A 25,679-nucleotide genomic window follows, 5' to 3' on the forward strand; every position below is an offset into this window, starting at 1 on the left:
TTCGGCAGCAATGAAGAACTGCTGGCGCTGCTGAAGCTGGATGAAGAGAAACTGCAAAGCGAGCTGAAAGCCGGCAAGTCGCTGGCTGAAATCGCCAAGGCCCAGGGAGTTGCCACGGATGAGCTGGTCAGCCTCTTGACCAAGCAGGAGGAAGAACACCTGGCAGCGGCGGTGAAAGAAGGCAAGCTGACGCAGGAGCAGGCTGACAAGCTGAAGGAGAGCATTTCCGAGCGGGTGCAGCACATTGTGGAAGACACCCATCTGGGAAAAGGCTTTGGGAAGTTCTTCGTAAAGTTCCCGGGATTCGGCAGCAATGAAGAACTGCTGGCGCTGCTGAAGCTGGATGAAGAGAAACTGCAAAGCGAGCTGAAAGCCGGCAAGTCGCTGGCTGAAATCGCCAAGGCCCAGGGAGTTGCCACGGATGAGCTGGTCAGCCTCTTGACCAAGCAGGAGGAAGAACACCTGGCAGCGGCGGTGAAAGAAGGCAAGCTGACGCAGGAGCAGGCTGACAAGCTGAAGGAGACCATTTCCGAGCGGGTGCAGCACATTGTGGAAGACACCCATCTGGGAAAAGGCTTCGGGAAGTTCTTCGTAAAGTTCCCGGGATTCGGCCACAATGAAGAACTGCTGGCGCTGCTCAAGCTGGACGAAGAAAAACTGCAAAGCGAGCTGAAAGCCGGCAAGTCGCTGGCTGAAATCGCCAAGGAGCAGGGCGTTTCCACGGATGAGCTGGTCAGCCTCTTGACCAAGCAGGAGGAAGAAAACCTGGCAGCGGCGGTGAAAGAAGGCAAGCTGACGCAGGAGCAGGCTGACAAGCGAAAAGAAGAAATCGAGAACGTGGTGAAAAAGCTGATCGAGCGGACCTTTCCCGCCGGTCACGCCGAAAAGACCGTGGTAGAACCGTAATTTCTGAAACGGGAGAAAAGAGGGCAGGTGAGCGATCACCTGCCTTTTTCAAATCTGTTTCAAAAAAACGGATGGTTTACTAATAGAATGGGAGAGTACGGTCACAAGCACAATTGGTGTAGTATAGATGAAAAAGGAAATGCGCTCCCTCCCGGCGTTTTCCCGGAGGCAGACGGGAGGGGGATTGGAGCAGGAAAGAGGGATGGGTATGCGAATTCTCGCAGTAGAGGATGAGCGTCATTTGCTTCAGGCGATTTCCGCCGTGTTCACGGAAGAAGGGTACCAGGTAGACTGTGCCGACAGGGGAGATGAAGGGCTGCTGCTGGCGGAACGAGGCATTTACGACCTGCTGGTGCTGGATATCATGATGCCCGGATTGGACGGCTTGTCGATCGTCAGAAAGCTGCGGTCAAAAGGAAATCTGACGCCGGTTTTGTTCCTGACCGCCAAAGACAGCGTGGAAGCCCGGGTCGAAGGATTGGACGCCGGAGCCGACGACTACCTGGTCAAACCGTTCGCGGTGGAAGAACTGCTGGCGCGAACGAGAGCGCTGCTGCGGCGAAACGGCAAGTTTGCCAAGGAAGGCGAACTGAGCTACGGCCCGATTTGTCTGAAGGAGTACGAGCACGACGGGTATGTGGGGCCCCATCCGCTGCGGTTAACCAGCAAGGAGTACGATCTGCTCAAGTATTTTCTCTACAACCGGGAACAGATTTTGTCCCGCGACCAGATTTTCGACCGAGTCTGGGGGATCGAATCCGAGGTCAACTACGGCATTGTGGACCTGTATGTCCATTACCTGCGCAAAAAGCTGGCCGATCACGGGTGCGACCACTATATCCGCACGATTCGAAACGTCGGCTACATCCTGAAGGGGAACAAGGAACATGTTTAGAAAGACGCGGATCCGCCTGGTCACGCTGAACGTGATCGTGTTCGTCCTGCTGCTGAACGGCCTGGGAAGCGCGCTGTACGTCTCCATGCAGTATCGGCTGTATGCCCAGGTGGATGCAGAATTGCGGCAGATCGGAAAACGCCTCTTGTTCGATCCGTTCCCGTTTTTTCGGCCCGAGAAAAAGCGGATGCTCGACGTGGACAGGCGGATGGTCTTCCTGCTCTGGGACGATCGGGGAGAGCTCATTCGCAAGGAATACGGCGACTCCATCGACGCGGAAGAACTGCTCACATTCCGGCCGAGAGGAGGGGCGGACGGCATCGAAACCTTGACGGTGGACGGGCAGACCTATCGCGTCTACACCTTGTCCATCGACAAGCGGGTGTTCGCGGACGGTCGGGTGTGGAAAGTGAAACAGATCCAGATGGTGGTCAACCTGGAACCGGAAGAAAAAATGCTGAACACCCTCCTGTACGTGTTGGGGATCGGCGGTGTGGTCAGCATCGTGATCGCTGTCTTTGCGGGACTGTTCCTCGCGAAAAGGGCGCTGATTCCCATTCAACTGTCCTGGGAGAAGCAGCAGCGATTCATCGCGGACGCCTCCCATGAGCTGCGCACGCCGCTGTCGGTCATTCTCCTTCACCTCGAACGGCTATTCCGCAATCCCGACCATACGATCGAGCAGGAAAGCGAAAACATTTGGGTGAGCATTCAGGAGACGAAGCGGTTAAACAAGCTGGTCTCCGATTTGCTGACCCTGGCCCGCTCCGATTCCAACGAGCTGCAGATTATGAAGCGGCGCGTTCGGCTGGATGAGCTGGCGGGGAAAGCGGTGCAGTCCTTTCAGCAGCTTGCGGAGTTGAAGGAGATTGACGTGCAGGCGGACATCGAGCAGCCGCTGGAAATCTGGGGAGATGAGGAGCGGCTGTACCAACTGCTGGTGATTCTCCTGGACAACGCCTTGAAATACACGAAAGAAAAAGGGACGATCAAGGTCACGTGCAGACGGGACAGCCATTGGGTTACGATGGTCGTGGCCGATACCGGCATCGGCATTTCCAAGGAGGACCTGCCCTTCATCTTCGACCGGTTTTACCGCGGGGACAAAATGCGTTCCCGGGAGATGGAAGGAACCGGCTTGGGCCTGTCCATCGCGAAGTGGATTGTGGATGCCCACGGCGGCCGGATTCGCGTGGAAAGCGAGGAGGGCGTGGGATCCAGCTTTACCGTCACGCTGCCCTCCCGGGGCAAGGACGCGGGATGATTCCGCTTCATGGCGGTCCCGGGGGAGCGAACCAAGAAAAAACGGCTGCCGAAACCGGTCAGCCGTTTACCATTTCTCCCCCGTTCACATGGATGAACTGGCCGGTGATGTAGGAGGCGTCGTCGGAAGCCAAAAAGACGTAGGCCGGTCCCACTTCCGCCGGCTGACCGGGCCGTTTCATGGGCGTGTTGCCTCCGAAAACAGCGACCTGATCGGCGCGAAACGTGGACGGTATGAGCGGTGTCCAGATCGGCCCCGGCGCTACACCATTGACACGGATGCCCCGCTCGGCCAAGTTGGCGGAAAGGTTTCCCCTTCAATTTTCCGCTCGCTTTATAATGAGGGGCGACGGTTACGGGACGCGGCGTCATTTCGCTCTCGATCCCAGGCTGTTGATCCTGATGCTGCGGGGGTAACGTCTGTTTCTGGGGGATTGATGACACGTGTACAGGTCCTCCTTCTCACGTCATTTTCCTTAGTTTGGTAATCGGTGGAAAAAGTATGCGTTGGCCGGCGGTCCGAGAATCGAGGGAGGAAAGAAGAGGGGCGGCAGGTTCACCCTGCCGCCCCTTTGCGAATGGTAATTTGCCATTGGGCATCGCCCGTCTGTTCAAAGGAAACCACCTGATGCCCATGCTTGACTGCCCACCGGGGCAGGCTTTCCGTCGCCTGCGTGCAGTCGAAATCAATAACCAGCTCTTGTCCCGGCGACAACTCCCGCATCGCTTGTTCCGCCTCCACCAGCGGGAAGGGACAAACCATGCCGATGACCTGCAAGTGTTTTTTCATCCGGATTCTTCCTTTCAGCGTTGGTTACATGGACAGGGGTGCGGTTTGGCCGGGGGCAGCCCCCGCGGTTTCTTTTCGACGTCCCCGCATAATGACGACGTAGGTCGCAGACCAGGTGCCCGCGATGATGAACAAGGTGGCGACCCACCCCTGCCAGGTGAACAGCGAGGTGTTGACCAGGCCGTTGCCGATCGTGCAGCCGCCGGCGATGCTGGCGCCGAATCCCATCAGCAGACCGCCGACGAAATTGTGGCGAATCGTCTTGACATCAGGCAGGCGCCAGCGGAATTCGCCGCTCCCTTTGGCCGCGATGTAAGAACCCAGCGCGATGCCGAGTACGAGAAAGACCGCCCAATCCAGGTAGGTGGCGTCCCCGGTCGTGATGTAGCGCAGCAGATTGCCGCTGGGCGTCGTGATGCCCAGGCCAAACATCCGTCCGGTCGCCTCGCTCATGGGCCAAGCCGCGATCGCGATGATCCCGACGAGCAGCGCGGTGACAAACGGGTGCCAGCGCTTTTCAAATAACAGGTGGGCAAGCCCCGATTTTCGCGGCTTCAGCGTCGGGACGACCAGCGCAGGCTGGCGCAAATGCCGCCACACGATCAGGGAGACCAGAGCGGCAAACAGGAGAATCAACACCCAGGGGGAGATCCCCAGGGTCGTATAGATGAACGCATCGCCGCCCTTGTGCCGGGTCAGGGCATCGTGGGCCGGTTTCAGGACGCCCGATTTCGTCGCCACGGTTCCCAGCATGTACGCGAACAGCGCGATCCAGCTTCCCAGCAGCCCTTCGCCCGCTCGGTACCAGGTGCCTGTCGCGCACCCGCCGGCGAGCACGATCCCCCAACCGAAAACGAATCCGCCGACAATGGCGCCGAGCCAGGTGAACGGGACGTCGGACAGTTGAATCAGCCCGAGACCGGCAAGGGCGTAGACCCCGATGCTTTGTACGGCGATGGCGATCAAGACGGCGATGAACATGCGGTTGTCTTTCACCAGAATGACATCGCGATAGGCGCCGACCACACAAAATCGTCCCCGCTGCAGGACAAATCCGAGAACAATTCCGCAGAGCAGCCCCAAGCCTATTTTTGCAAACATGTCCATCCTCTCCAAAGAAGCAAGTTAATTTTTTTATCATTATAAGACCGATAAATCCGATGTGTCAACTTACCATTAAAGAGTCCGGATGAATGTTTTGTCACATTCATGTAATAAAAGCTAACAGAAAAGAATGTATGATCGTGAGTATCTGGAGATATTTGGGGATAAACGGAGAAAATGCGTGCATGATCGAGATGTAACCGCTTAGTTTGTGTTAGATAAACTGACATTGCAGTTGAGTTTCTCCGGCTGTTTTCTTTATAGTGAGATACAACACCGGAATGATGGGGGGATGGAGCCTGAAACTGCTGCTTGAAGTCCTGGTCCTCTGCATGCTGTACGGGATTGGCGTCCTCGTCACCGATTTCTTCGCTCTTCCCGTGCCTCCGGTGCTGACGGGAATGGTGCTGTTTTTTCTCCTGCTTGTGACCGGCGTCCTGAAACCGGCGCACTTCGAACATTCCAGCGGCTTGTTTTATCGCCATATGGCGCTGTTTCTGGTTCCGTCGATCGTCGGCGTCATGAAGTACTGGGGCATCTTGAGACAGCAGGGGTGGGCGTTGTTTTTGATCATTGTCGTCAGTACGATTTTCGTTCTGATCACGACGGCATGGGTCGCCATGCTGTGCAAACAGGGAGGGAAGCAAAATGACGGCGGATAGCGGAATGGTGTGGTTGTTGATTCTGACGGTGGGCGCGTATGTCATCGGGTGTCGGGTGAATCAGAAGGTCGGCCGCGTGTGGAGCAGCCCCATTTTGATGAGTCCGCTGCTGATCATCGCGGTCTTGGCGGCTACCCGCACGGACTATGCCGCGTACCAAACGTCTACCCATCTCCTCACCTTTTTGCTGGGGCCGGCCCAGATGGCCATGGTCATCCCGCTCTACAAACATGCCGACGTGTTCCTCCGCCATCTCCGCCCGATCCTGACCGGCGTCTCTGTCGGCTCCTGTGCCGGCGTGGCCTCTGTCATCGGGATTGCCTATCTCTTTCAGCTAAGCCACCCGACCATCGTTTCCCTGGCGCCCAAATCCATTACCACCCCGATGGCGGTTTCCGTTTCTCATCTGCTGGGCGGATTGCCGGAGCTGACCGCCTTGTTTGTCACCATGACCGGGCTGTCGGGGATACTGATCGGCCCTGTGATCCTTCGCTGGGCGGGCATTACCAACAACCTGGTGAAAGGGTTGGCGATGGGAACAGCCGCCTCGATGGTGGGAGCAGCCCGGGCCGCCCAGTGGGGAGAGCCGGAGGGAGCCATGGGCGTGTTGGGGATGACGCTTTCCGCGGTGTTCATGGCTGTCCTGGCGCCGGAGCTGTTGTGGGTGTTGGACTGACTGTTTGGGGAAGAGTGGGGGATGCGTATGAAAAAGCGATTGTCGATTACCTTGCGGCGGGCTCTGGAGCCTGAGCGCATGAGAAACATCGTGGCGAAAGCCAATCAGTTCGACAGTTACATCTTGATTGAGCATCAAAATGTGCAGATCAATGCGAAAAGCCGGTTGAGCACGTTTGGTTTTTTTGGGGCGAAACAAGGGGAGACCATCGTGATCAGTGCGGCGGGAGCGGATGCCGAAGAGGCGTTGGAAGATTTGCGCTCGTTTCTGGCTTCCGAATGAGCGTGTCAGCGTGATGCCGCTGGTGGAAACGAATCGGGATGGCAAGAAATCCGGGGGGGACGGCCGCCTCGGATTTTGTTGTGCTCCGGCACACAATGGGCACCTGTGCCATAGGCTGTGGTATGACTTGCGGGCGTCGCTGACACGCGGTGCAGTGACGCGCGGCAAGAAGGGCTTCCGCATGGCGAGGTGATGACGTGAGACTTCCGCACAACGTACCTGACTTCCTGGGGGCCGTTTTGTCCATCGCGGCGGGCGTTTTGGTCAGTCTGGAGGCGTATCGGCTGCGGGCCTATTCCCTGTCCCGATATGTAGGCGATCATACGCTGCCAGCCATTCTGGGGCTTGTGTTTGTGCTGTTGGGGGCGGCCCTGCTGGTTCACTCGTTCCGGAATGAGGAGCGGGCCAAGGCACCGCCGTCGCCGCACCGAACGAGCATGTTCCTCTGCCTGGCTCTATTGGGGGCGTACTGCCTCTTGATTGACATCGTCGGCTACCTGACGGCGACGCTGATCGTGTCGGCGTTTCTTTTCCGCGTCGTCGGAAGGTACGGATGGGGGACGGCCATCGTGTTGGCCGCCGTCCTGACAGGATGTCTGTACGTGGTTTTCATCATGTGGCTGCAGATTTCGTTTCCAACCGGATTCTTTCTGTGAAAGGGACGCGGTATCATGGACACCTTACACCTTCTGTTGGCAGGCTTCGCGCAGGCCATCACGCCGGAAAACCTGCTGATGGCTGCACTCGGCGCACTGGTCGGCACCTTTGTGGGGGTGCTGCCGGGATTGGGGCCCACGTCGGCCATCTCCATCCTGCTTCCCGTCACTGCCGTGCTGGAACCGACGCAGGGGATCATCATGCTGGCCGGCATCTACTACGGCGCCATGTACGGCGGATCGACCACGGCGATCCTCCTGAACATCCCCGGGGAGATTTCGTCGGTCCCCACGTGTTTGGACGGCTATCCGCTGGCGAAGAAAGGAAAAGGGGGGCCGGCCCTCGGCATATCGGCCATCGCCTCCTTTGCGGCCGGCATCCTGGGCGTTGTCGGATTGGTCTGTTTTGCGCCCATCCTGGCGGACCAGGCGCTGAAGTTTGGTCCTCCCGAATACTTTGCCCTGATGATCCTGGCGCTGACGCTGATGGTCAGCTTGTCGGGCGGTTCCCTGATCAAGGCGTTTTTGATGGGAGCCTTCGGGTATACGCTGTCGCTGGTGGGACTGGGGCCGTCTTCCGGGATGCCCCGGTTTGATTACGGCATCCCCCTGCTGGACGGCGGGTTTGACATGATCAGCATCATCATCGGCCTGTTTGCCATTGCCGAAGTGCTGAAGGGGATCGGGGAAAAGCGGCTCGCCACCGTCATCGGCGCACCGGGAAACGTCTACCCGTCGAAAAGCGATTGGAAAAAGAGCGCCGCGCCCACGATCAGAGGGGGGCTGGTCGGGTTTTTTCTCGGGCTGCTGCCGGGCTGTTCCGCCGCGATCACCTCGTTTCTCGCCTACGATCTGGAGAAAAAGGTGTCGAAGCATCCGGAGCAGTTCGGCAAGGGAGCGATCGAGGGCGTGGCCGCGCCGGAAGCGGCCAACAACGCCACCAGCAGCGCCGGATTCATTCCCCTGTTTTCCCTGGGCATTCCCTCGTCCCCGCCGCTGGCCATCCTGCTGGCCGGGTTCATGATCTACGGCTTGACGCCCGGTCCCGTGCTGTTTGAGCAGCACCCGGCATTTGTCTGGACGGTCATCGCGTCCATGTTCGTCGGCAATGCGATGCTGCTGGTGCTCAATCTGCCGCTGGTCTGGGTGTGGGTCAAACTGACGAAGGTCCCGTACGGCATCATGGCGCCCGTCATCCTGATGTTTTGCACCATCGGGGCTTACAGCGTGCGAAACAGCCTGTTTGACGTGGCGGTGGCCTTCGCGTTCGGCGGGCTGGGCTACCTGTTTTATACCTACCGCTGGCCGGTCGTGCCGCTGGTTCTGTGTTTTATTCTCGGACCGCTGCTGGAGGAGTCGTTCATCCAGACGATGGTCATGTCTTCCGGCGATGTGGCGATCGTGCTGCAGCGCCCCATCTCGCTGGTCATCCTGCTGGCGGCGGCCGCCCTGATGCTGGTGTCCCTCGCGCTCAACAGGCGGACGCAAAAGCGGGTGCGGGAAGAGCGGCAGCGCGGCGCGGACGTGGCCTAGCATCATGGAGATCAGCATGTACAGGAGGAGTGTTTTTGAAAGCGTATGTGAAATGGATCGGCGGGATCGTCTCCTGCCTGGCGGCCGCAACGGTGACGGCCTGCGGAGTGGGCGTTGCCCAACCGGCCGCGGGCTCTGAGACGCAGGCCTCCGCCAGCCAGGCGGCTCCCGCCTATCCCGACAGACAGATCGAGTACGTGGTTCCCTATTCCGCCGGGGGCGGGGTGGATCTGGTGGCCCGGGCCGCGGCGGATTATTTGAGCAAAGAGTGGGGGCAGCCGGTCGTCGTCGTCAACAAACCGGGGGGCGGCGGCACGGTCGGGGCGCAGTACGCCTTGAAACAGGCGAAAAACGACGGCTACACGGCGCTCGCCGTTAACGTTTCCAACACGTCCATGCTGTCGGCGGGGATGAAACAGCCCCTGATCACCAACGCGGACCAGATTTACGCCGCCCGGATCGGAAAAGGAACGCTGGCGTTCGCCGTCAAGGCGGATGCGCCGTGGAAGGACTTCGCCGAGTTCTCGCAATGGGTGAAACAGCACCCGGAACAGTTGACCTGGACCTCCGTCGGACCTGCCGGCTTTTCCGCATTCGGCGTGGCGGAATGGATGGACGCCATCGGGGCCGATTTTTCCAAGACCCGGATGATCGTGACGAAGGGCGCGTCCGACTCGCTGCCGAAGGTGGCGGGAGGACACGCGATCCTCGCCGTCCACACCGTCGGAGAGATCAATCCCATGCTCCAGGCGAAGAAAGTGAAAATCCTCGCGGTGTCCGGCGACGAGCGAAGCCCGTTTCTGCCCGACGTACCCACCGCGGAAGAGCAGGGAGTAAAGGGGCTGACCGTTTTCTGGTGGACCGGCGTCTCCTTTCCGAAAGGGACGCCCGTCTACGTGATCAAAAAGTGGGAAGAAGCCGTGGCGAAAATGGTGAAAGACCCCGCATTTGTGAAAAAGCTGCACGACATGCAGGTGGAGCCGGACTATGCCGACTCGGCCACGTTTACGCAGGATGTGCAGAAGGAAACCGGGTATTACGTCGAGCTGGCCGAAAAGCGCAGCATGCGAAAATGACGATGTACGAAAAAGCTGCCGTTTCCTAGGAAACGGCGGCTTTGTTTGTGAAGATGCGTGACATGGTGATTCAATCCCCTTGCTGTCGGGCCGGCCTGCGCATTAGTTCTCTTCGTTCAAAACCGTACCGCTCGTAGAGGCCGTGGGCATCCCGGGTACCCAGCGCCATGTTGGTATGGCGGACGGCCGGGTGTTCGAGCAGATACTGCATCAGCCATTTGCCCGGTCCCTTCCCCCGGAAATCAATTCGTACTTGACAGGTATGAATTGTTGGATTAATCTTTATCATACATCCCCCGAGTGAAACCAAATAAATCCGCTGATCAGTCAACTGAAGGCTCTTTCTGCTTGCCCGGCGGCAGGCGGCGGGAGCCTTTTGCATTTCCCATCCCATCAGGTCCGACCGGACGACCGGAGGCTTCCTCGTCTGCCCTCTGCGGCAGGTTGAAGGAGGCCTCATTTTTATCAGACAAGGAGAGGAGGAAGCGCGGTGATTCGTCTGGAGAATGTCGCGAAGACGTATCAAACCCCTGCCGGCCCGTACCAGGCGCTGGCACCCGTCAGCCTGGAAGTGCGGGAGGGGGATGTGTACGGCATTATCGGCTACAGCGGTGCCGGAAAGTCGACCCTGCTCAGGATCATGAATCTGCTGGAGAGGCCTACAGCCGGGCGCGTGTTTGTGGAAGGGAAGGATTTGACCGCCCTTTCCCCCCGGGCGCTGCGGGAGGCCAGACACGCGATCGGAATGATTTTTCAGCACTTTCACCTGTTCAGCAATCGAACGGTTGCCGAGAATGTGGAGTTTGCCCTGGAAATCGCCAAGGCGGAAAAGGGGGACCGCGAGAAGCGGGTCCGCGATTTGCTGGAATGGGTGGGGCTTCAGGACAAGGCGGACAGCTACCCGTCCCAGTTGAGCGGCGGCCAAAAACAGCGCGTCGCCATCGCCCGGGCCCTGGCCAACCGTCCCCGCATCCTGCTGTGCGACGAGCCCACGTCCGCCCTCGATCCCCGGACGACGCAGTCGATTCTCTCCCTGATCAGGGACATCAATCAGACATGGAAGGTGACCGTCGTGATCGTCACCCATGAGATGGACGTGGTCAAGCAGCTGTGCCATAAGGCAGCCGTGCTGGAAAACGGACACCTCGTCGAAGAACTGCAGATCCGTCACGCCAAGACGGCGCCGGCGTCCGCGCTGGGCAAACTGCTGTTTCAGGCAGTGCCGGAACAGCTGTACCCGTCGGAGGTGCTGAATGGCTGACAATCTGCTCGAACTGGCGCCGGAATTTTGGCTGGCGCTCGGACAGACGTTTACCATGGTCGGCATCTCCGTCGGGGCCGCCTTCCTGTTCGGAACGCCGTTGGGCGTCCTGCTGTTTCTCACGGACCGAGGGCAAATCCTGGAGCGAATCACGCTGCACCGCGCCATCAACTACCTGGTCAACACCGTCCGCTCCCTGCCGTTTGTCATCCTGCTCGTCGCGATCATCCCGCTGACGCGCCTGATCGTCGGGACGACGATCGGCCCCATCGCCGCGTCGGTTCCCCTCTCCCTGGCGGCCATTCCCTTTTTTGCGCGCCTGGTGGAACAATCCCTGCGGGAGCTTCCCAAAGGCGTGATCGAGGCGGCGGTCGCGATGGGCGCTTCGCCGGTGCAGCTCGTCTGGAAGGTGCTGCTCAACGAAGCACGCGGCAGCATCGTCTCGGCGCTGACCGTCACGTCCATCAGCCTGCTGTCCTACTCCGCGATGGCCGGAACCGTTGGCGGCGGAGGGATCGGCGATTTGGCGATCCGCTTTGGCTACTACCGCTTTCAGACGGAAGTGATGGCGGCCACCGTCGTCCTGTTGATTCTGCTCGTACAGCTCATCCAGTTTGCGGGCAACCGGATCGCGCAGCGGTTGGATAAGAAATAAGGGGGTCTTCCATGAAGAAAATCACGCTGCTTCTGACGCTTGTCACCAGTCTGCTTTCCGCGCTGCTGGCGGGCTGCGGCTCATCCGCGGGCGGTCAGAAGGAATTGAAAATCGGCGCCACCGCCGGTCCGTACAGCGATCAACTGCGAAAAGGCATCAAGCCTCTGCTGGAGGAAAAGGGGTATCGGGTGACGATCGTCGAGTTTCAGGATTACGTTCAACCGAACACGGCGCTATTGAGCGGCTCGATCGACGCCAACGTGTTCCAAAACACGGCGTATCTGGACAATTACATCAAGGAGCAGCAGGCCGATCTCACCGGGATCATCCCCATTCCCACGGTGCCCATGGGGGTGTATTCCAAAAAGCACCGCTCGCTGGATGACATCCGGGAAGGCACGCGCATCTCGCTGCCCAACGACCCGACGAACCAGGCGCGCGCGCTGGGCCTGCTGCAAACGCTGGGCCTGGTCAAACTTCGGCCCGATGCGGACGCGTTGCACGTCTCCGAAAAGGACATCGCGGAAAACCCCAAGCAGATCCAGATCGTGCCGCTGGAGGCCGCCCAGCTTCCCCGTTCCCTGGACGATGTGGATTACGCCGTCGTCAACGGAAACTTTGCCCTGGCCTCCGGGTGGAAGTTGAGCGATGCGCTCAAGCTGGAGCAAACGCCGAAACCGTACATCATCGTGCTGACCGTTCGCACGGCAGACAAAGACAAGCCGTTTGTAAAAGACCTCGTCGAGGCGTATCGGTCCCCATCGTTTGACGAATTGATCGACAGAGAGTTCCAAGGGTTCATCAAGCCCGAGTACGCAAAGGAGGTAGGCCAATGAGCACGCTGGGGCAGCGGTTTCTCGACAGCCTGCAGGACGGGCGGACCGTCTGGCTGGACGGCGAAAAGGTGGAGAACGTCTCGACCCATCCCGCCTTTCAAGGCACCCTGCACACCTTGACATCCCTTTTTCAGACGCTGGAAGACGACGGGACTCGCGAGCAGGTCGGATTTCGCAGTCCGCGGACGGGGGAGTACGTTCACGCCGCCTTTCTCGTGCCGCACACGCTGGCCGACCTGCAGAAGCGCACGGCGGCGTTTGCCCGCTGGGACCGACAAACGCACGGGGTGATGAGCCGCCTTTCCGAATACGCCCGTTCCCTGGTCACCGGGTGGTACGCGGCCCGGGACACCTATCAGAAGTTTGACGCGCATTTTTCCGAAAAAATCACCCGCTATTACGAACAAGCCCGCGACCATCACCGGTTTGTGACGACGGCGCTGTTGGACCCGCAAATCGACCGCTCCAAGGGACCGTCCGAACAGAGCGACCCGGATGCGGTTCTGCGGATCGTGAAAAAGACGGAAGACGGGGTGTTTTTGCGGGGGGCGAAAATGATTGCGACCGCCGCTCCGTATACGCACGACTTTCTCGTCTATCCGTTCCACCGCCTGCATGACGGCGATCTCGCCCATGCGCACATGATGATCGTTCCGGCCAACACGCCGGGGCTGCACATCGTCTGCCGCGAGTCGTTTGCTTCCAGCCAGCGGGACGCCCAGCCGCTCAGCGCCCGCTATGACGAGATGGACGCCGTTCTGCTGTTTGACGATGCGTTCGTTCCCTGGGAGCGCGTCTTTTTGCACGACAATCCCCAGGCGGTCTGGGAGCTCAGACTGGATGAGACGGCAAACGGGCTGGCCTACCACTCCACCGTGGTGCGGCTTCTGGTCAAGCTGGAATTTGTGGCGGGCGTCGCGTTTGCGATTGCCGAAGCGATCGGTGCCAACCACCATCTGCACGTGCAGGAAAAGCTGGGAGAACTGACGATTCAACTGGAGACGGTCAAGGCGCTGCTGGCTGCTTCGGAAACCCGGGGCAAGGCGGATCGGTACGGGACGTTCGTGCCGGACCTGACGCCGATCGAAACGGCGAGAAACCTGGGGCCCCGGTACTATCCGCGGGCGATTGAAATTCTGCAGCAAATCGGAGCGGGAGGGTTCATGCAGGTGCCGTCCCAGGCGGAGCGGCTCGCCGGGGAACTGGGCGGCCTGATCCAAAAATACTACCGAGGGGCAAACGTCGACGCCCAGGACCGGATCCGGCTGTTCCGGCTGGCCTGGGACCTGATCGGAAGCCCGCTGGGATCGCGGCACGAGCTGTACGAGCGCTTTTACCTCGGCGATCCCGTCAGGACGTACGCCGCGCAGTATCTGCGTTACGACAAGGAACGGTTTCAATCCCGTCTGCGGGATTTCTGGAATCTGATTGCGGCCGAGGAGGGGAAGCAGGATGGGAGCGCGTCAACGGTATCTGTCTAGGCGAAACGACGGGAGAAGCGTCTGGCTGAACGGCCAGGTCGTACACGATCTGATAGGCCACCCGGCGTTTGCGGGAACGATTGACACGATAGGGAAGCTGTTGGATCTGCAGGATGACCCGCACGTGGGGCCGTCGCTGACGTTTCGGTCTCCGGACACCGGGCAGCCGGTCAACCTGGCGTATCTGGTCCCGCGAAGCAGGGAGGAGCTGCTGCAAAAGCAGACGGCGTACGACATCTGGTCGGAACGGACATTTGGCATGATGAGCAGGCTGTCCGACTATTCCCGCTCCCTGCTGACCGGGTGGTACGCCAGCCGGCATGTGCTGGGGGGAGGGGATGGGCAGTTTGCCGAGAAAATCGAGCGGTATTACCGGGAGAGCCGCGATCAGGAGTGGTTCTCCACCACCGCGCTGCACGATCCGCAGGTAGACCGGTCAAAACGCTCTTCCCAGCTTGACGATCCGTACACCCATCTGCGCATTGTGCGGGAGACCGAAGACGGCATCGTCGTGCGCGGAGCCAAGATGATCGCCACTGGCGCTCCCTACGTGGACGAACTGCTGGTGTATCCGTATCACCGGCGCCCACAGTCGGAGGAGCGGTACGCGACCATGTTTGCGATCCCGGCAGCGACGCCGGGGGTGCATATTATCTGCCGGGAGTCGTTTGCGTCCGCGGAAAGAGAGGATCATCCGCTCAGCTCCCGGTTTGACGAGATGGATGCGGTGGTGGTCTTCGACGATGCGCTGATTCCGTGGGAGCGGGTCTTTATCAAAGACGATCCGGAAGCGATCTGGGCCGTCCGACAAGATCCGGTCGCTGTCGCGCTGAGCCAACAGCCGACGGTGGTGCGGCTTTTGCACAAGCTCGAATTCGTCGCCGCCATCGGTCACGAGCTGGCCGCAACCATCGGCGCCCAACACTTTTTGCACGTGCAGGAAAAGCTGGGGGAGCTGATTGTCCAGGTGGAAACCGTGAGAGCGCTGCTGCTGGCCGCTCACGAACAGGCGAAGCCGAATCCGTCCGGGGTGTGGCTCCCGGCCGTCGAGCCGTTGACGACCGCGAGAAACCTCGGGTCCCGCTTTTACCCGCGCGCAATTGAAATCCTCCAGCAGATCGGAGCGGGCGGCTTTATGCAGGTGCCGTCATCGCTTGCGGAACTAAACGGGCCGCTCGGACCGTTTCTGGAAAGGTACTATCGCGGCGCGGAGGCGGACGCCGACACCCGCGTGAAACTGTTCAAGCTGGCCTGGGACCTGATCGGCAGTCCGCTTGCTTCCCGACATGAGCTGTACGAGCGCTTTTACTCCGGCGATCCCGTCCGCACCTATGCCAGCCAGTATCTGGGGTACGAAAAACAGGCGCTGACGGATGCCGTGTGGGCATTGGCAAAAGCAAACGGGAGGGGCGAAGGAAGCGTATGAGTGTGCAGGTGGCGATATGGGGAGCCAGTATTTCCGGCGGGTTTCTGCGCTCGGAGGCCGAGCAGGAAAAAGACGGCAGCTTTGCATACAATCTCCGGCTGACGCAGTTTGCCGACGCGCTGGGAGTGGACGCGATCCTGTTCCCGACCCGCTATCTGGGAGGACTGGGTGGCGGAGACGGGTCGGATGGGCAGTTGGACTCGCTGTCGATCGTGGGGGCTCTGGCCGCCCATACCGAACGCATTCACTTTATTTCCGCCGTTCTGCCCGGTTTCGTTCCTCCCGTGACGCTGGCGAAAATGGGGGCGACGCTGGATGTGATCACGTCCGGCCGCTGGCACGTCAATCTCGTCAGCGGCTGGTTCCAGGGGGAGCAGGAGATGTTTGGCGTTCCCTGGATGAGTCACAGCGAGCGGTATCGGCGGTCGGAAGAATACCTCCAGGTAGTAAAAGGGCTGTGGCAGCACGAAGAGTTTTCCTTTCGCGGCGACTACTATCAGATTCACGCGGGAAGAATCCGGCCGTTTCCCGTGCAAAAGCCGTATCCGGCCATTTTCCAGGGCGGCAATTCGGAAGAGGCGCAGATCATGGCGGGGAAGCTGTCTGACTGGTATTTTATGAACGGCGCGCCGCTCGATGAACTGCAGCGGCAAATGAACCGGGTACGAGAGGTCGCCGCTCTTCACAACCGGCAGGTCCGGTTTGCCGTCAACGCCTTTGTGATCGCGCGCGAGACGGAGCGGGAAGCGCTTGAGGAATTTCAATACATCGTGGAGCGCGCCGATCTGACGGCGATCAACAAATTCAAGAACCATGCCCGGGGGGCTGCGGGAATGTGGTCCCGCGCTGCGGCAATCAGCGATTTTGTCGCCAACAACGAAGGGTTTCGCACCGGACTGGTGGGTTCGTATCAGCAGGTGCGGGAGAAAATCGACGAGCTGCACCGGGCGGGGATTGACATGATATTGACCGCGTTTCGCCATCCCCTGGATGAACTGGGGCCTTTTTTCGAGGAAGTGATGCGGGCGTAGAAGGGAAACGTCACGAGTCAAATTCATACTTGACAGGTAGGAATAATTGGAATAAACTGTACCGTAAGCAACCGATGCCGGGCACAAGAAAACCGAACATCGCGCAGCCGATCAGTCAACTGAAGGCTCCTGCCTGTTTGCTCTGATGCAAGCATGTGGGGGCTTTTTTTTGATACCCACATCGGCGAGAGGAGGAAAACCGTGCTGACACACACAGATTCACGGGAAAACCTGCGGGCAGGAACCCGTGCTGCCGCCGTTTTTCTCGCAGGCCTGTTCCTGGTGGCCGCCTTTTTGACAGGCTGCTCCGGGGACAGCGGCGGAAGCGTGGGGCAGGCCGCCGCCAAAAAGGAAGAAACGGCGAAGCTCCTGCGCATTGGCTACCAGAAGGGGGATCCGCTGAACATCGTAAAAGAGCGCGGAACCCTGGAAAAACGATTGAAGGAACTGGGATACGACGTGACCTGGAACGTGTTTCCGGCCGGTCCTCCGCTGCTGGAAGCGCTGAGCTCGGGAAATCTTGACGTGGGCCGAACAGGCGATTCCCCTCCCGTGTTTGCCCAGGCGGCAGGCTCTTCCCTGGTATACGTGGCCGCGGGCAAGGCAAAGTCCGCCGGCTCGGCGATCCTCGTCAAAAACGACTCCAGCATACGCACGCTGGCCGACTTGAAAGGGAAGAACATCGGCCTGGCGAAGGGCTCCAGCGCTCATTACCTGCTGGTGAAGGCGTTGGAAAAAGCCAACCTGCAGTACGGCGACGTGACCCTGTCGTTTTTGTCCCCTGCTGATGCCCGCATCGCGTTTGAGCAGGGGAAGATCGACGCGTGGGTGGTGTGGGACCCCTATTACGCCGACATCGAGAACGCCGGCGGGGTCCGGGTGCTGGTCAACGGCGAAGGTCTGGCGGAGGACCGCGATTTCTACCTCGCTTCCCAACGCTTTGCCGAGGAGCATTACGACATTGTCCAAGTCCTGCTCGAAGAAGTGGAGCACGCGAGCGCGTGGGCAAACGAACATCCCAAGGAAGTGGCCCAACTGCTTGCGCCGCTTTTGAAAATCGACGTGGCCGCGCTGGAGAAGGCGGCGGAACGAAGAGAGTACGGGCTGCAGCCGATCGATGACGCCATCGTGAAAGGGCAGCAGGAAATCGCCGATACGTTTTACGCCCTGAAGCTGATTCCGCAAAACATTTCCGTCCAAGAGGCGATCTATCGACCATCACGGTAAGAGAAAGGGAGAGGACTATGGAAGTCTTGTGGTTTTTGCCGACACACGGGGATGGCCGTTATCTGGGAACATCCGTCGGAGGACGTCCCATCACGTACAACTATTTGCGTCAAATCGCCCAGGCGGTGGATGAACTGGGGTTCAGCGGTGCCTTGCTGCCCACGGGACGGTCATGCGAGGACGCGTGGGTGGTGGCTTCTTCCCTGCTCGCGGCCACCCGGCAGATGAAGTTTCTCGTGGCGGTTCGGCCCGGGATTGTTTCTCCTGCGGCGGCAGCCCGCATGGCGGCCACCTTTGACCGCTTTTCCAACGGCCGCCTGTTAATCAACGTCGTGACGGGCGGCGACCCGGTCGAGCTGGCCGGGGACGGTCTCCACCTGCCCCATGATGACCGCTACGCATTGACGCATGAATTTCTCACCATTTGGCGCTCGCTGTTAAGAGGGGAACAGGTCAATTTTCAAGGCCAGTACCTGCATGTGAAAGAGGGGCGACTGCTGTTTCCCCCGTTCCAAAAACCGTATCCGCCGCTTTACTTTGGCGGTTCGTCCGATGCGGCGATCAAAGTGGCGGCCGAACATGTGGATGTGTATCTCACATGGGGAGAGCCGCCGCAGCAGGTGGCGGAAAAAATCAGGAAGGTGCGCGCGCTGGCGGAAGCGCACGGGCGTACCGTCCGATTTGGCATCCGCCTGCACGTGATCGTCCGGGAAACGGAACGGGAAGCGTGGGACGCCGCCGAACAGTTGATCAAGCACCTGGATGAGGAGACGATCCGCACGGCGCAGCAAGCGCTCGCCAACTACGACTCCGAAGGCCAAAAGCGGATGATTCGGCTGCACAACGGCAATCGCAGCGATCTGGAGATCAGCCCCAACCTGTGGGCCGGCATCGGTCTGGTCAGAGGCGGGGCGGGGACCGCGCTCGTGGGCGACCCGCAGACCGTCGCCGCCCGCATGCTGGAGTACGCCGAACTCGGCATCGAGACGTTTATCTTTTCCGGCTATCCCCACCTGGAAGAGGCATATCGGGTGGCCGAACTGCTATTCCCGCGTCTGCCCCTGGCGAACCGAACGGAGGCGCCGAACGCCCCCGCCGGTGAAGTCATCGGCAATTACCGCTTTCCCGCGAAAAAAGCCTTGTCCGAGAGCGGGATAGGCAATGGCTGACATCGTCTTTGGATCGGGAGGAGATTCGCCATGCGATTTCCGTTGAAGAGCCGCGGCCTGGCGCACGCGATTCCCTGGAGCATTCCGATTCTGGTCATTCTCGTGTGGCAGGTGCTCGGCGACTGGGGGATCATCTCCACGCACGTTCTGCCGACACCCGTCCATGTGCTGGAGGCGGCGGTGCAGTTGGTTCAGGACGGGGAACTGTTTGACTATACGGCGGCCAGTGCCAAGCGGGCCTTGATCGGCTTTTTGATCGGCGGCAGCCTCGGCTTTTTCCTGGGGCTGATCAACGGGGTGTTTCCCCCTGCCGAAAAGCTGCTGGACACATCGGTGCAGATGGTTCGCACGATTCCTCATTTGGCCTTGATCCCGCTGGTCATCCTGTGGTTCGGGATCGGAGAGGAAGCGAAACTGTTTCTCGTCGCGCTGGGTGTCTTGTTTCCCATTTACGTCAACACCTTTCACGGCATCCGGACGGTGGATCACGGTCTGATCGAAATGGGCAGGGTATACGGGCTGAGAGGATTCGCGCTGTTCTGGAACATCATTCTTCCGGGGGCGCTTCCCTCCATTCTGGTAGGGGTCCGCTACGCGCTCGGGGTCATGTGGATGTCGCTCATCGTGGCGGAGACGATCGCTTCCGATTCCGGCATTGGCTATATGGCCACCAATGCTCGTGAGTTCATGCAGATGGACGTCGTCGTGCTGAGCATACTCTTGTACGCGCTGTTGGGCAAATTGTCCGACGGCATCGCAAAGGCGATCGAAAGAAGGTGGCTGCAGTGGCATCCGAGCTACAGCAAGCGGTGATCCGGCGTGGGGGTGATGGTATGAATGCGGGCTGCGGCATGTCTCTCGATGTGCAGGAGGTGGGCAAAGCCTTTGGCGCCACCCGGGTGCTGCAGCAGGTGCGGCTGGCGATGCAGCCCGGCGAATTTGTCGCCGTCGTCGGGCAGAGCGGATGCGGAAAAAGCACGCTGCTGCGGATGATTGCCGGTCTGGACCAGCCGACGGAAGGGCAGATTTACGTGGATCGCCAGCCCCTCCACGGCATTCACGCAGAGGTTCGCATCATGTTTCAGGACGCGAGGCTGCTCCCCTGGAAGAAGGTCATCGACAACGTGGCGGTCGGGATCAGAGCGGGAGCGAGGCGGACGGCGGAGGAAGCGCTGCGGCTCGTCGGTCTGTCCGAACGCGCCGGTGAGTGGCCCCGCGTCCTGTCGGGCGGACAGCGGCAGCGTGTCGCGCTGGCCCGCGCCTTGGCGGGAGAGCCCCGGCTGCTCCTGCTGGATGAGCCGTTGGGGGCGCTGGATGCGCTGACCCGGATCGAGATGCAGCGGCTGATCGAAAAGCTGTGGCTGGAACAGGGATTCTCCGCCATTTTGGTGACGCACGACGTGAGCGAAGCGGTCGCCCTGGCCGACCGCGTGGTTCTCCTGGAAGAGGGAAAAGTGGCGATGGACATCAAGATCAACCTGGCCCGGCCCCGGGTGAAGGACAACGGTTTTGCCCACTATGAGCGGGTGATTCTGGACAGAATCCTGGGAACGCGGGAAGAGGAGCCGTTTGTCGCCAAAAAACAAGCGCATTCCTACTCGATCTGATCATGGATCCTGTACGCATGGCCGGAACCGGATGCGAAAAGCCGGCTTTCGCCAGGCAGGCTGGTTTTCTCCTTTCAATCTGGGTTCATTTTTGATACCGGAAAAGTGTATGTAAGGTACATGTATTTGCGTAAACGGCTAAAGGGCCAAGAGCGTTGCCACGCTCCGGCCCTGCACAATAGACGTTCCCCACAAGGGGGCGGCTCTACTGCAGAAGAGAGTAGATCACCAAGCTGCCAGGCTCAAGGGTGATCTACTTTTTTCTGCCGATGTTCAGGGATGTAAAAAATGGAAAATTCGTCAGCGGGGAACCGTAAACGGAAAATCCGCATGAGACGAAGAGGTCTTTGCCCCTTCTTAATCTCCTTTTACAAGGAGAACAAAACCCTAATAGAGAAATTTGTAGACAATGCCATGTTGCGGGGGTCCCACCAAGATTTTCTTGGAGCCATCGCAGAACGGTTGACAAAGGAGAATGATCGTTTGTCCCACTGCTCCCTGGGTACAGCTCTCAAAAAAACGCTCGATGGAATCGAAGCAGCTACCATTTGTCATGTTCCGAATGCCTTTATGACTGTACTGGAGAGCGAAGGAAGGTATTCTCCCTTCTAGTCGGTTTTGGGAAAGGAGGGGCTGTATTGGCCAAGAAGATACTCCATCTGTTTTTAGTGGTGATGTTCACAATCATTATCTACGTTCTCGCACACACCATGTCATATGTTGAGAATGAGCCGATTTCGGGTCTATTGGCGTTACTGTCAGCGATCCTTTTGGTTCATCTGCTTTTCGGGAACAACAAAGGTTGAACCAGGAGATGTGAATGGCCGCACGAGCAATTTACATTGTGTTCGGTCGAGGGATCGTCCGCTGTCTATTCGACGTTCCGATCTCAACAACGTAGGAGAGATCATTAGCTGCAACCCCGGCTGCATGCGAAGGAGCACCGGACATGTCAATGCAAAAGCAGCGCATCCAACGATGATGCGCTGCTTTTACCTATTGCTGTTTTTCGGACTCAAAAGCATTTGAATTCAGATACAGCCGGTGGAAAACAGACTGGCACAGCGTCCCAGCAGCGGGAACGCTGTGCCTTTTGTCTGTCCTGCGTGCTGCTACGGGCGAATCTTCACCGGCGTTCCGATGGGCACCCGTTTGGCCAGGTACTCCACGTCCCGGTTGTGCATGCGGATGCAGCCGTGAGAGACGTACTTGCCGATCGAGGCCGGATTGTTGGTGCCGTGTATGCCGTAATGAGGCCTGCTCAGCCCCAGCCAGTAGGTGCCGAACACGCTGAGCGGGCCGCCCGGGTAGGAGTTCGGGTACGGGACTTTGTTGATGATGGTAAAGTCGCCGCGCGGCGTGGATGTGGCAATTTTGCCCAACCCGACGGGAAACGAGCGGACCAGGCGCTGACCGTCGTACAGATCCAGCCGCAGCCTGGAGATGGAAATGCGGATGTGGTACGGGATGATCTTCACCTCCTCGGCCGGTGGTACTGCGTTGTTTTCATCCTATGCAGCCGCACCGTTCCCGTCCTTTGGGAGGGGAAACGAGGTTTTGCGAGAAAACGCATCCGGCAGGACGGCTGGCGCGCTGTCCGCCTGATGCGTTTTGTCGTGTCAGGTAGAGGTTCCCGTGTAGAGTTGCTGCAGCTCAAGCTGATCGGCAACAGGCCACTGTCCGATGCGCTCGTACGCCTGCTCGCTGATCGGCAGCAGAGTGACCGGCAGACCGTGCTGTTCCATCATTTCCTTGGCAAACACCGCATCGGAGACGAACCAGCAGCCGATCTGCTTTTGTGTGCCATCCTTGAACGTAAACCGCATATACACTTCTGCCGTATCCGCTTTTTTTCCCGTGAGGCCGACCCCGATTTCGGTCTTTTGGACCTGGTTCCAGGCGTAGAGCGTTTCCCTGCCGAAGAACGGGTTCAGATGGACACCCTCGCGATCCACATACGCATAGGTGTTCATGGTCAGCCAGAGAAAGAGGATCGTCACCCCGCCCAGGATCAGTTTGACGCCCTTTTTTACGACAAAGGCGGGCAGAATGAAGAGGCCCGCCAGACAGGCGAGCAGCAGCGACATGTGGGACATCAGCCACGTCTGTTCCGGGTAGACGAACAGCCATTTCAACACCGCCATGAACACGGGGAGCAGCAAGATGCCCAACAGGGAGAGCGGCAGGCCAATTTGAAGAGATCGTTTCGTCCAGGCCACTGTCTATTCCCACCTTTTGGTTTGATTTCCACTAGTTTATACGCCGCCGCGTGACGGCGGTTTCAACGCGGGTTCCCGGTCGGTGCGACCAGCCAAGCCCCACCCGGCGCAGCAGGGAGGACAGGAGTCAACGTTTTTACCAGGAATGAACACAGTAGGATATGGAAGGATCTTTTTGGATGAGACTGGTAATTCCAGGTAACTGCGGCTGAGCGGGCCTGATGCGTGAATATCCGGGATTACCGGGGATGAGGCAGGGGCGGGAGTATGGTAACATGAACCCCATGTTCGAGAACGCCAAAATGGCAAAAGGAGCGTGCCGTATCATCATCCAACCACATACGGGCCTAGTTCCGTTGATGACGGAAACGGGGGAACCATCTTCTGGGGTTAATTCTGTTCCAAACAGAAGGGATGCTTCTGCCATCCTACCCGTCAGCTAACCTCGTCGGCTAAAGCAGATCGATCTTACTCGTACACGACATCCGCTTGTGTTGCGTGCAGAGGGCTGTCCGGCACCCGTTCGGGCAGTCCCCCTGTACCCACGTCAGGTTTTCCGTTTTGTTTGCAGGAAAACAGTCGGCGCATTCGCTTTCCGTCTGGAACGGCCCTCCAGTTGCGGAAGCAGTGCGCCGATTTTTTTCTATCCGTTGACGAAGAAAGGAGAGGTGCGAATGAACAGGAGAAGAACGTGGGCAGCCGCTTGGACGGCGCTGTTGTCTGCCGCACTGCTGGCGGCGGGATGCGCCCAGCAGCAGGCCGCCTCGCCCCGCGCGGGGGAAGCGGCGGAAACCACGCTGGAAAAGGCGAAGCGTCAAGGTTTTGTCACGGTCGGGTTCGCCAACGAGAAGCCGTACGCCTACGCCACGCCTGACGGCAAACTGACCGGGGAAGCGGTGGAAGTGGCGCGGGTGATCCTGAAGCGGCTGGGCATCCCTGAGATCAACGGGGTGCTTACCGAGTTCGGGTCGCTGATTCCCGGTCTGAAGGCAAAGCGTTTTGACGTCATCACCGCGGGCATGTACATCACGCCGCAGCGGGCGCAGGAAGTGGCCTTCGCCAACCCGGAGTACGGCATCGGGGAGGCGCTGGCGGTCAAGAAGGGGAACCCGCTCAACTTGCGCAGCTACCCGGACATCGCGGCCCAACCGCAAGCGAGGGTGGCCGTGATGAGCGGAGCGATTGAGATGGAGTACCTGCAGAAGTCGGGCGTGAAGCCTTCGCAGATGGTGGTGGTGCCCGATCAGCCGTCCGCCGTTGCGGCACTGCAGGCGGGGCGGGCGGACGCGATCACGATGACGGGTCCCTCTCTGCAGGCCGTGCTGGACAGCGCCAAGGACCCCGAACTGGAGAGGGTCATGGATTTCGTGCATCCGGTCATCGACGGCAAAAGCGTCCGCGGGTACGGCGCGGCCGCCTTCCGCAAAGAGGACCAGGATTTCGTCGACGCGTACAACCGCGAGCTGCAAAAGCTGATGGAGTCGGGCGAGCTGCTGCACATCCTGGAGCCGTTTGGCTTCACGGAGCAGGAGCTGCCAGGGGAGGAAACGGCGGCGGAGCTGTCGCGGCCCTGAGCCGATTTCGTTCAAACGAAAGGATGTGATGGAACGTGTCCCTGTTTGACCTGCTTCCCTCGCTTGCAAAAGGAGCCGCCCTGACCGTGGAAGTGACCGTCCTGTCCGCGCTCGTCGCTTTCGCGGCATCGTTTCTGGCCGGATTCGGGCGCCTCTCCAGGCGGAAAAGCGTTCGTGCGCTGACCGCCGTCTACGTGGAGGTGTTTCGCGGCACCTCGCTCTTGGTTCAGTTGTTCTGGCTGTATTACGCGCTGCCGCTGTTGGGAGTGGAGCTGCCTCCGCTGGCGGCGGGGGTGATCGCCTTGGGACTCAACCACGGCGCCTACGGCTCGGAAGTGGTGAGAAGCGCCGTCCTGGCCGTCCCCAGAGGGCAGACGGAAGCGGCCATCGCCCTGAACATGACGCCGTGGCAGCGGATGCGGCGGGTGATCCTGCCGCAGGCGTTTGTCATGATGATTCCGTCCTTCGGCAATCTGCTGATCGAGCTGTTGAAGGGAACCTCCCTGATCTCGCTGATCACACTGGCCGATCTCACCTTTCAGGGGATGGTGCTGCGCACGTTTGACGCGTCCCGAACCTTCGAAATATTCGCGCTCGTTCTGGTCGTCTACTTTGCCCTGGCGTACCCGCTGACGCTGGGCATGCGCGGGCTGGAGCGGCGTCTGACGGCGGGGAGGGTGTAAGCCGTGTGGAGCTGGCCGTTTGCGTGGCAGATTGCGCCTGAGCTGTTGAGAGCCGTACAGACGACCATTGCCGCTACCCTGGCCGGCTTTGCCCTCGCGCTTGTCGGCGGACTGCTGCTGGCGTTCGCGCGGCGGGCGAAGCCGAGGGGCGTGTCTCTCGCCGCGGCGGGCGTCATCGAGTTCGTTCGCAGCACGCCGCTCCTGGTCCAACTGTACGTGCTCTTCTACGGTCTCCCCTCGGCAGGCATTTCCCTGCCGCCGTTTGCGGCAGGCGTCCTGGGATTGGGCATTCACTACAGCGCCTACCTGGCTGAAGTGTACCGTTCGGGAATTGAGTCCGTTCCCCGGGGACAGTGGGAGGCGGCGACGGCGCTGAACTTTTCCAGACGACAGACGTGGACGCGCATCATCCTTCCCCAGGCGATCCGCCCGATCATACCGGTGCTGGGCAACTACCTGATCGTCATGTTCAAGGAAACGCCGGTGCTGTCGGCCATCACTCTGGTGGAAATGCTGATGACCGCCAAGATGATCGGTTCGGCCTCGTTTCGCTACCTGGAGGCCTTTACGCTGGCAGGGATGCTGTTTTTCCTGCTCAGCTACGCCTCCTCCCTGCTGATTCGCAGGCTGGAGAGCAAACTGACACAGCGGTAAAAGGAGGGGAGTG

General features: G+C 59.6%; 26 protein-coding genes, 1 pseudogene and 1 riboswitch. Of the genes and pseudogenes, 22 read left to right on the forward strand and 5 right to left on the reverse strand.

The features are described 5' to 3' along the window. From FOI68_RS23285 to FOI68_RS04705, 3 genes are all read left to right on the forward strand, one after another. Positions 1 to 906 (forward strand): hypothetical protein (locus FOI68_RS23285; protein WP_185973870.1); only part of this gene is annotated, 906 nt, incomplete at its 5' end. A gap of 208 nt (positions 907 to 1,114) precedes the next feature. Continuing rightward, positions 1,115 to 1,801, forward strand: coding sequence for a response regulator transcription factor (locus FOI68_RS04700; protein WP_029098432.1), 687 nt, complete (start codon positions 1,115 to 1,117; stop codon positions 1,799 to 1,801). Next, positions 1,794 to 3,065, forward strand: a complete 1,272-nt coding sequence (locus FOI68_RS04705) for a sensor histidine kinase (RefSeq protein WP_044897426.1) — start codon at positions 1,794 to 1,796, stop codon at positions 3,063 to 3,065. The genes FOI68_RS04700 and FOI68_RS04705 overlap by 8 nt, the downstream gene beginning before the upstream one ends. A gap of 58 nt (positions 3,066 to 3,123) precedes the next feature. Here the strand turns inward: FOI68_RS04705 and FOI68_RS04710 are convergent. The 3 genes and pseudogenes from FOI68_RS04710 to FOI68_RS04720 form a co-directional block, all read right to left on the reverse strand. Next, positions 3,124 to 3,372, reverse strand: a pseudogene (locus FOI68_RS04710) (SDR family oxidoreductase); the annotation flags it as partial. Positions 3,373 to 3,620: 248 nt separating this feature from the next. Then, complete coding sequence (locus FOI68_RS04715; RefSeq protein WP_029098434.1) at positions 3,621 to 3,854, reverse strand: sulfurtransferase TusA family protein; 234 nt, start codon at positions 3,852 to 3,854, stop codon at positions 3,621 to 3,623. A 24-nt stretch (positions 3,855 to 3,878) separates the two neighbouring features. Beyond that, on the reverse strand, positions 3,879 to 4,955 hold the full coding sequence (locus FOI68_RS04720; RefSeq protein ID WP_143862486.1) for a YeeE/YedE family protein: 1,077 nt from the start codon (positions 4,953 to 4,955) through the stop codon (positions 3,879 to 3,881). Positions 4,956 to 5,239: 284 nt separating this feature from the next. Here FOI68_RS04720 and FOI68_RS04725 point away from each other — a divergent pair, with 284 nt between their 5' ends. From FOI68_RS04725 to FOI68_RS04805, 16 genes are all read left to right on the forward strand, one after another. Further along, positions 5,240 to 5,620: a CidA/LrgA family protein gene (locus tag FOI68_RS04725; RefSeq protein WP_065067165.1), complete on the forward strand. Its 381-nt coding sequence runs from the start codon at positions 5,240 to 5,242 to the stop codon at positions 5,618 to 5,620. Further along, positions 5,607 to 6,296, forward strand: coding sequence for an LrgB family protein (locus tag FOI68_RS04730; protein ID WP_065067164.1), 690 nt, complete (start codon positions 5,607 to 5,609; stop codon positions 6,294 to 6,296). Before FOI68_RS04725 ends, FOI68_RS04730 begins: the two co-directional genes overlap by 14 nt. Positions 6,297 to 6,323: 27 nt before the next feature. Further along, the gene (locus tag FOI68_RS04735) at positions 6,324 to 6,578 is read left to right on the forward strand and encodes an HPr family phosphocarrier protein (RefSeq protein WP_160297068.1); all 255 of its coding nucleotides are present in this window, start codon (positions 6,324 to 6,326) and stop codon (positions 6,576 to 6,578) included. Positions 6,579 to 6,775: 197 nt separating this feature from the next. Then, positions 6,776 to 7,234, forward strand: coding sequence for a tripartite tricarboxylate transporter TctB family protein (locus FOI68_RS04740; RefSeq protein ID WP_035299598.1), 459 nt, complete (start codon positions 6,776 to 6,778; stop codon positions 7,232 to 7,234). Positions 7,235 to 7,249: 15 nt separating this feature from the next. Further along, positions 7,250 to 8,767 carry a tripartite tricarboxylate transporter permease gene (locus FOI68_RS04745; protein ID WP_029098440.1) on the forward strand — a complete coding sequence of 506 codons (1,518 nt, stop codon included), beginning with the start codon at positions 7,250 to 7,252 and terminating at the stop codon, positions 8,765 to 8,767. A 35-nt stretch (positions 8,768 to 8,802) separates the two neighbouring features. Continuing rightward, on the forward strand, positions 8,803 to 9,843 hold the full coding sequence (locus FOI68_RS04750; protein ID WP_143862487.1) for a tripartite tricarboxylate transporter substrate binding protein: 1,041 nt from the start codon (positions 8,803 to 8,805) through the stop codon (positions 9,841 to 9,843). A 490-nt stretch (positions 9,844 to 10,333) separates the two neighbouring features. Further along, positions 10,334 to 11,104 (forward strand): methionine ABC transporter ATP-binding protein, encoded by a 771-nt coding sequence (locus tag FOI68_RS04760; RefSeq protein ID WP_143862488.1) that lies wholly within the window; start codon positions 10,334 to 10,336, stop codon positions 11,102 to 11,104. Beyond that, complete coding sequence (locus FOI68_RS04765; protein ID WP_029098442.1) at positions 11,097 to 11,759, forward strand: methionine ABC transporter permease; 663 nt, start codon at positions 11,097 to 11,099, stop codon at positions 11,757 to 11,759. Before FOI68_RS04760 ends, FOI68_RS04765 begins: the two co-directional genes overlap by 8 nt. A gap of 11 nt (positions 11,760 to 11,770) precedes the next feature. Then, positions 11,771 to 12,595, forward strand: coding sequence for a MetQ/NlpA family ABC transporter substrate-binding protein (locus tag FOI68_RS04770; RefSeq protein WP_143862489.1), 825 nt, complete (start codon positions 11,771 to 11,773; stop codon positions 12,593 to 12,595). Continuing rightward, positions 12,592 to 14,076, forward strand: a complete 1,485-nt coding sequence (locus FOI68_RS04775; RefSeq protein ID WP_044897417.1) for a 4-hydroxyphenylacetate 3-hydroxylase family protein — start codon at positions 12,592 to 12,594, stop codon at positions 14,074 to 14,076. Before FOI68_RS04770 ends, FOI68_RS04775 begins: the two co-directional genes overlap by 4 nt. Further along, complete coding sequence (locus FOI68_RS04780; protein WP_143862490.1) at positions 14,048 to 15,502, forward strand: 4-hydroxyphenylacetate 3-hydroxylase family protein; 1,455 nt, start codon at positions 14,048 to 14,050, stop codon at positions 15,500 to 15,502. Before FOI68_RS04775 ends, FOI68_RS04780 begins: the two co-directional genes overlap by 29 nt. Then, a complete protein-coding gene (locus FOI68_RS04785; protein WP_143862491.1) occupies positions 15,499 to 16,533 on the forward strand; it encodes an LLM class flavin-dependent oxidoreductase in 1,035 nt (344 codons plus the stop codon). The genes FOI68_RS04780 and FOI68_RS04785 overlap by 4 nt, the downstream gene beginning before the upstream one ends. A gap of 201 nt (positions 16,534 to 16,734) precedes the next feature. Next, positions 16,735 to 17,760, forward strand: a complete 1,026-nt coding sequence (locus tag FOI68_RS04790) for a sulfonate ABC transporter substrate-binding protein (protein WP_255433367.1) — start codon at positions 16,735 to 16,737, stop codon at positions 17,758 to 17,760. Between the two features lie 17 nt (positions 17,761 to 17,777). Further along, positions 17,778 to 18,929, forward strand: coding sequence for an FMNH2-dependent alkanesulfonate monooxygenase (gene ssuD / locus FOI68_RS04795; RefSeq protein WP_143862493.1), 1,152 nt, complete (start codon positions 17,778 to 17,780; stop codon positions 18,927 to 18,929). A gap of 30 nt (positions 18,930 to 18,959) precedes the next feature. Next, positions 18,960 to 19,742, forward strand: coding sequence for an aliphatic sulfonate ABC transporter permease SsuC (gene ssuC, locus FOI68_RS04800; RefSeq protein WP_143862494.1), 783 nt, complete (start codon positions 18,960 to 18,962; stop codon positions 19,740 to 19,742). 20 nt (positions 19,743 to 19,762) lie between these two features. Continuing rightward, on the forward strand, positions 19,763 to 20,536 hold the full coding sequence (locus FOI68_RS04805; protein WP_143862495.1) for an ATP-binding cassette domain-containing protein: 774 nt from the start codon (positions 19,763 to 19,765) through the stop codon (positions 20,534 to 20,536). Positions 20,537 to 21,648: 1,112 nt separating this feature from the next. Here FOI68_RS04805 and FOI68_RS04810 read toward each other — a convergent pair. Together FOI68_RS04810 and FOI68_RS04815 are read right to left on the reverse strand one after the other, a co-directional pair. Beyond that, entirely contained in the window at positions 21,649 to 22,005 is a 357-nt protein-coding gene (locus tag FOI68_RS04810; protein ID WP_185973882.1) for a L,D-transpeptidase, read from the reverse strand. A gap of 150 nt (positions 22,006 to 22,155) precedes the next feature. Beyond that, positions 22,156 to 22,755, reverse strand: coding sequence for a hypothetical protein (locus FOI68_RS04815; protein ID WP_035299610.1), 600 nt, complete (start codon positions 22,753 to 22,755; stop codon positions 22,156 to 22,158). A gap of 334 nt (positions 22,756 to 23,089) precedes the next feature. Beyond that, a riboswitch (cyclic di-AMP (ydaO/yuaA leader) is annotated at positions 23,090 to 23,225 on the forward strand. 204 nt (positions 23,226 to 23,429) lie between these two features. Between FOI68_RS04815 and ehuB the strand changes: the two genes are divergently transcribed. Genes ehuB through ehuD form a run of 3 tightly spaced genes read left to right on the forward strand, consistent with a single transcriptional unit; the run spans position 23,430 to position 25,666 of the window. Next, a complete protein-coding gene (gene ehuB, locus FOI68_RS04820) occupies positions 23,430 to 24,329 on the forward strand; it encodes an ectoine/hydroxyectoine ABC transporter substrate-binding protein EhuB (protein ID WP_143862496.1) in 900 nt (299 codons plus the stop codon). A gap of 35 nt (positions 24,330 to 24,364) precedes the next feature. Continuing rightward, entirely contained in the window at positions 24,365 to 25,012 is a 648-nt protein-coding gene (gene ehuC, locus FOI68_RS04825; protein WP_143862497.1) for an ectoine/hydroxyectoine ABC transporter permease subunit EhuC, read from the forward strand. 3 nt (positions 25,013 to 25,015) lie between these two features. Next, positions 25,016 to 25,666, forward strand: a complete 651-nt coding sequence (gene ehuD, locus FOI68_RS04830; RefSeq protein WP_029098453.1) for an ectoine/hydroxyectoine ABC transporter permease subunit EhuD — start codon at positions 25,016 to 25,018, stop codon at positions 25,664 to 25,666. Positions 25,667 to 25,679 lie beyond the last annotated feature (13 nt).

This window comes from Brevibacillus sp. LEMMJ03, assembly GCF_007197875.1.
Lineage (GTDB): Bacteria > Bacillota > Bacilli > Brevibacillales > Brevibacillaceae > Brevibacillus > Brevibacillus thermoruber.

Bases quoted from the DNA above. Each gene is read 5' to 3' on its own strand.
- ssuD (WP_143862493.1), top strand. From the start codon at position 17,778: ATGGAAGTCTTGTGGTTTTTGCCGACACACGGGGATGGCCGTTATCTG.
- FOI68_RS04780 (WP_143862490.1), top strand. From the start codon at position 14,048: ATGGGAGCGCGTCAACGGTATCTGTCTAGGCGAAACGACGGGAGAAGC.
- ehuB (WP_143862496.1), top strand. From the start codon at position 23,430: ATGAACAGGAGAAGAACGTGGGCAGCCGCTTGGACGGCGCTGTTGTCT.
- FOI68_RS04725 (WP_065067165.1), top strand. From the start codon at position 5,240: ATGATGGGGGGATGGAGCCTGAAACTGCTGCTTGAAGTCCTGGTCCTC.
- FOI68_RS04785 (WP_143862491.1), top strand. From the start codon at position 15,499: ATGAGTGTGCAGGTGGCGATATGGGGAGCCAGTATTTCCGGCGGGTTT.
- FOI68_RS04715 (WP_029098434.1), bottom strand. From the start codon at position 3,854: ATGAAAAAACACTTGCAGGTCATCGGCATGGTTTGTCCCTTCCCGCTG.
- FOI68_RS04765 (WP_029098442.1), top strand. From the start codon at position 11,097: ATGGCTGACAATCTGCTCGAACTGGCGCCGGAATTTTGGCTGGCGCTC.
- FOI68_RS04700 (WP_029098432.1), top strand. From the start codon at position 1,115: ATGCGAATTCTCGCAGTAGAGGATGAGCGTCATTTGCTTCAGGCGATT.
- FOI68_RS04720 (WP_143862486.1), bottom strand. From the start codon at position 4,955: ATGTTTGCAAAAATAGGCTTGGGGCTGCTCTGCGGAATTGTTCTCGGA.
- FOI68_RS04730 (WP_065067164.1), top strand. From the start codon at position 5,607: ATGACGGCGGATAGCGGAATGGTGTGGTTGTTGATTCTGACGGTGGGC.
- FOI68_RS04805 (WP_143862495.1), top strand. From the start codon at position 19,763: ATGAATGCGGGCTGCGGCATGTCTCTCGATGTGCAGGAGGTGGGCAAA.
- FOI68_RS04745 (WP_029098440.1), top strand. From the start codon at position 7,250: ATGGACACCTTACACCTTCTGTTGGCAGGCTTCGCGCAGGCCATCACG.
- FOI68_RS04735 (WP_160297068.1), top strand. From the start codon at position 6,324: ATGAAAAAGCGATTGTCGATTACCTTGCGGCGGGCTCTGGAGCCTGAG.
- FOI68_RS04775 (WP_044897417.1), top strand. From the start codon at position 12,592: ATGAGCACGCTGGGGCAGCGGTTTCTCGACAGCCTGCAGGACGGGCGG.
- FOI68_RS04705 (WP_044897426.1), top strand. From the start codon at position 1,794: ATGTTTAGAAAGACGCGGATCCGCCTGGTCACGCTGAACGTGATCGTG.
- ssuC (WP_143862494.1), top strand. From the start codon at position 18,960: ATGCGATTTCCGTTGAAGAGCCGCGGCCTGGCGCACGCGATTCCCTGG.
- FOI68_RS04770 (WP_143862489.1), top strand. From the start codon at position 11,771: ATGAAGAAAATCACGCTGCTTCTGACGCTTGTCACCAGTCTGCTTTCC.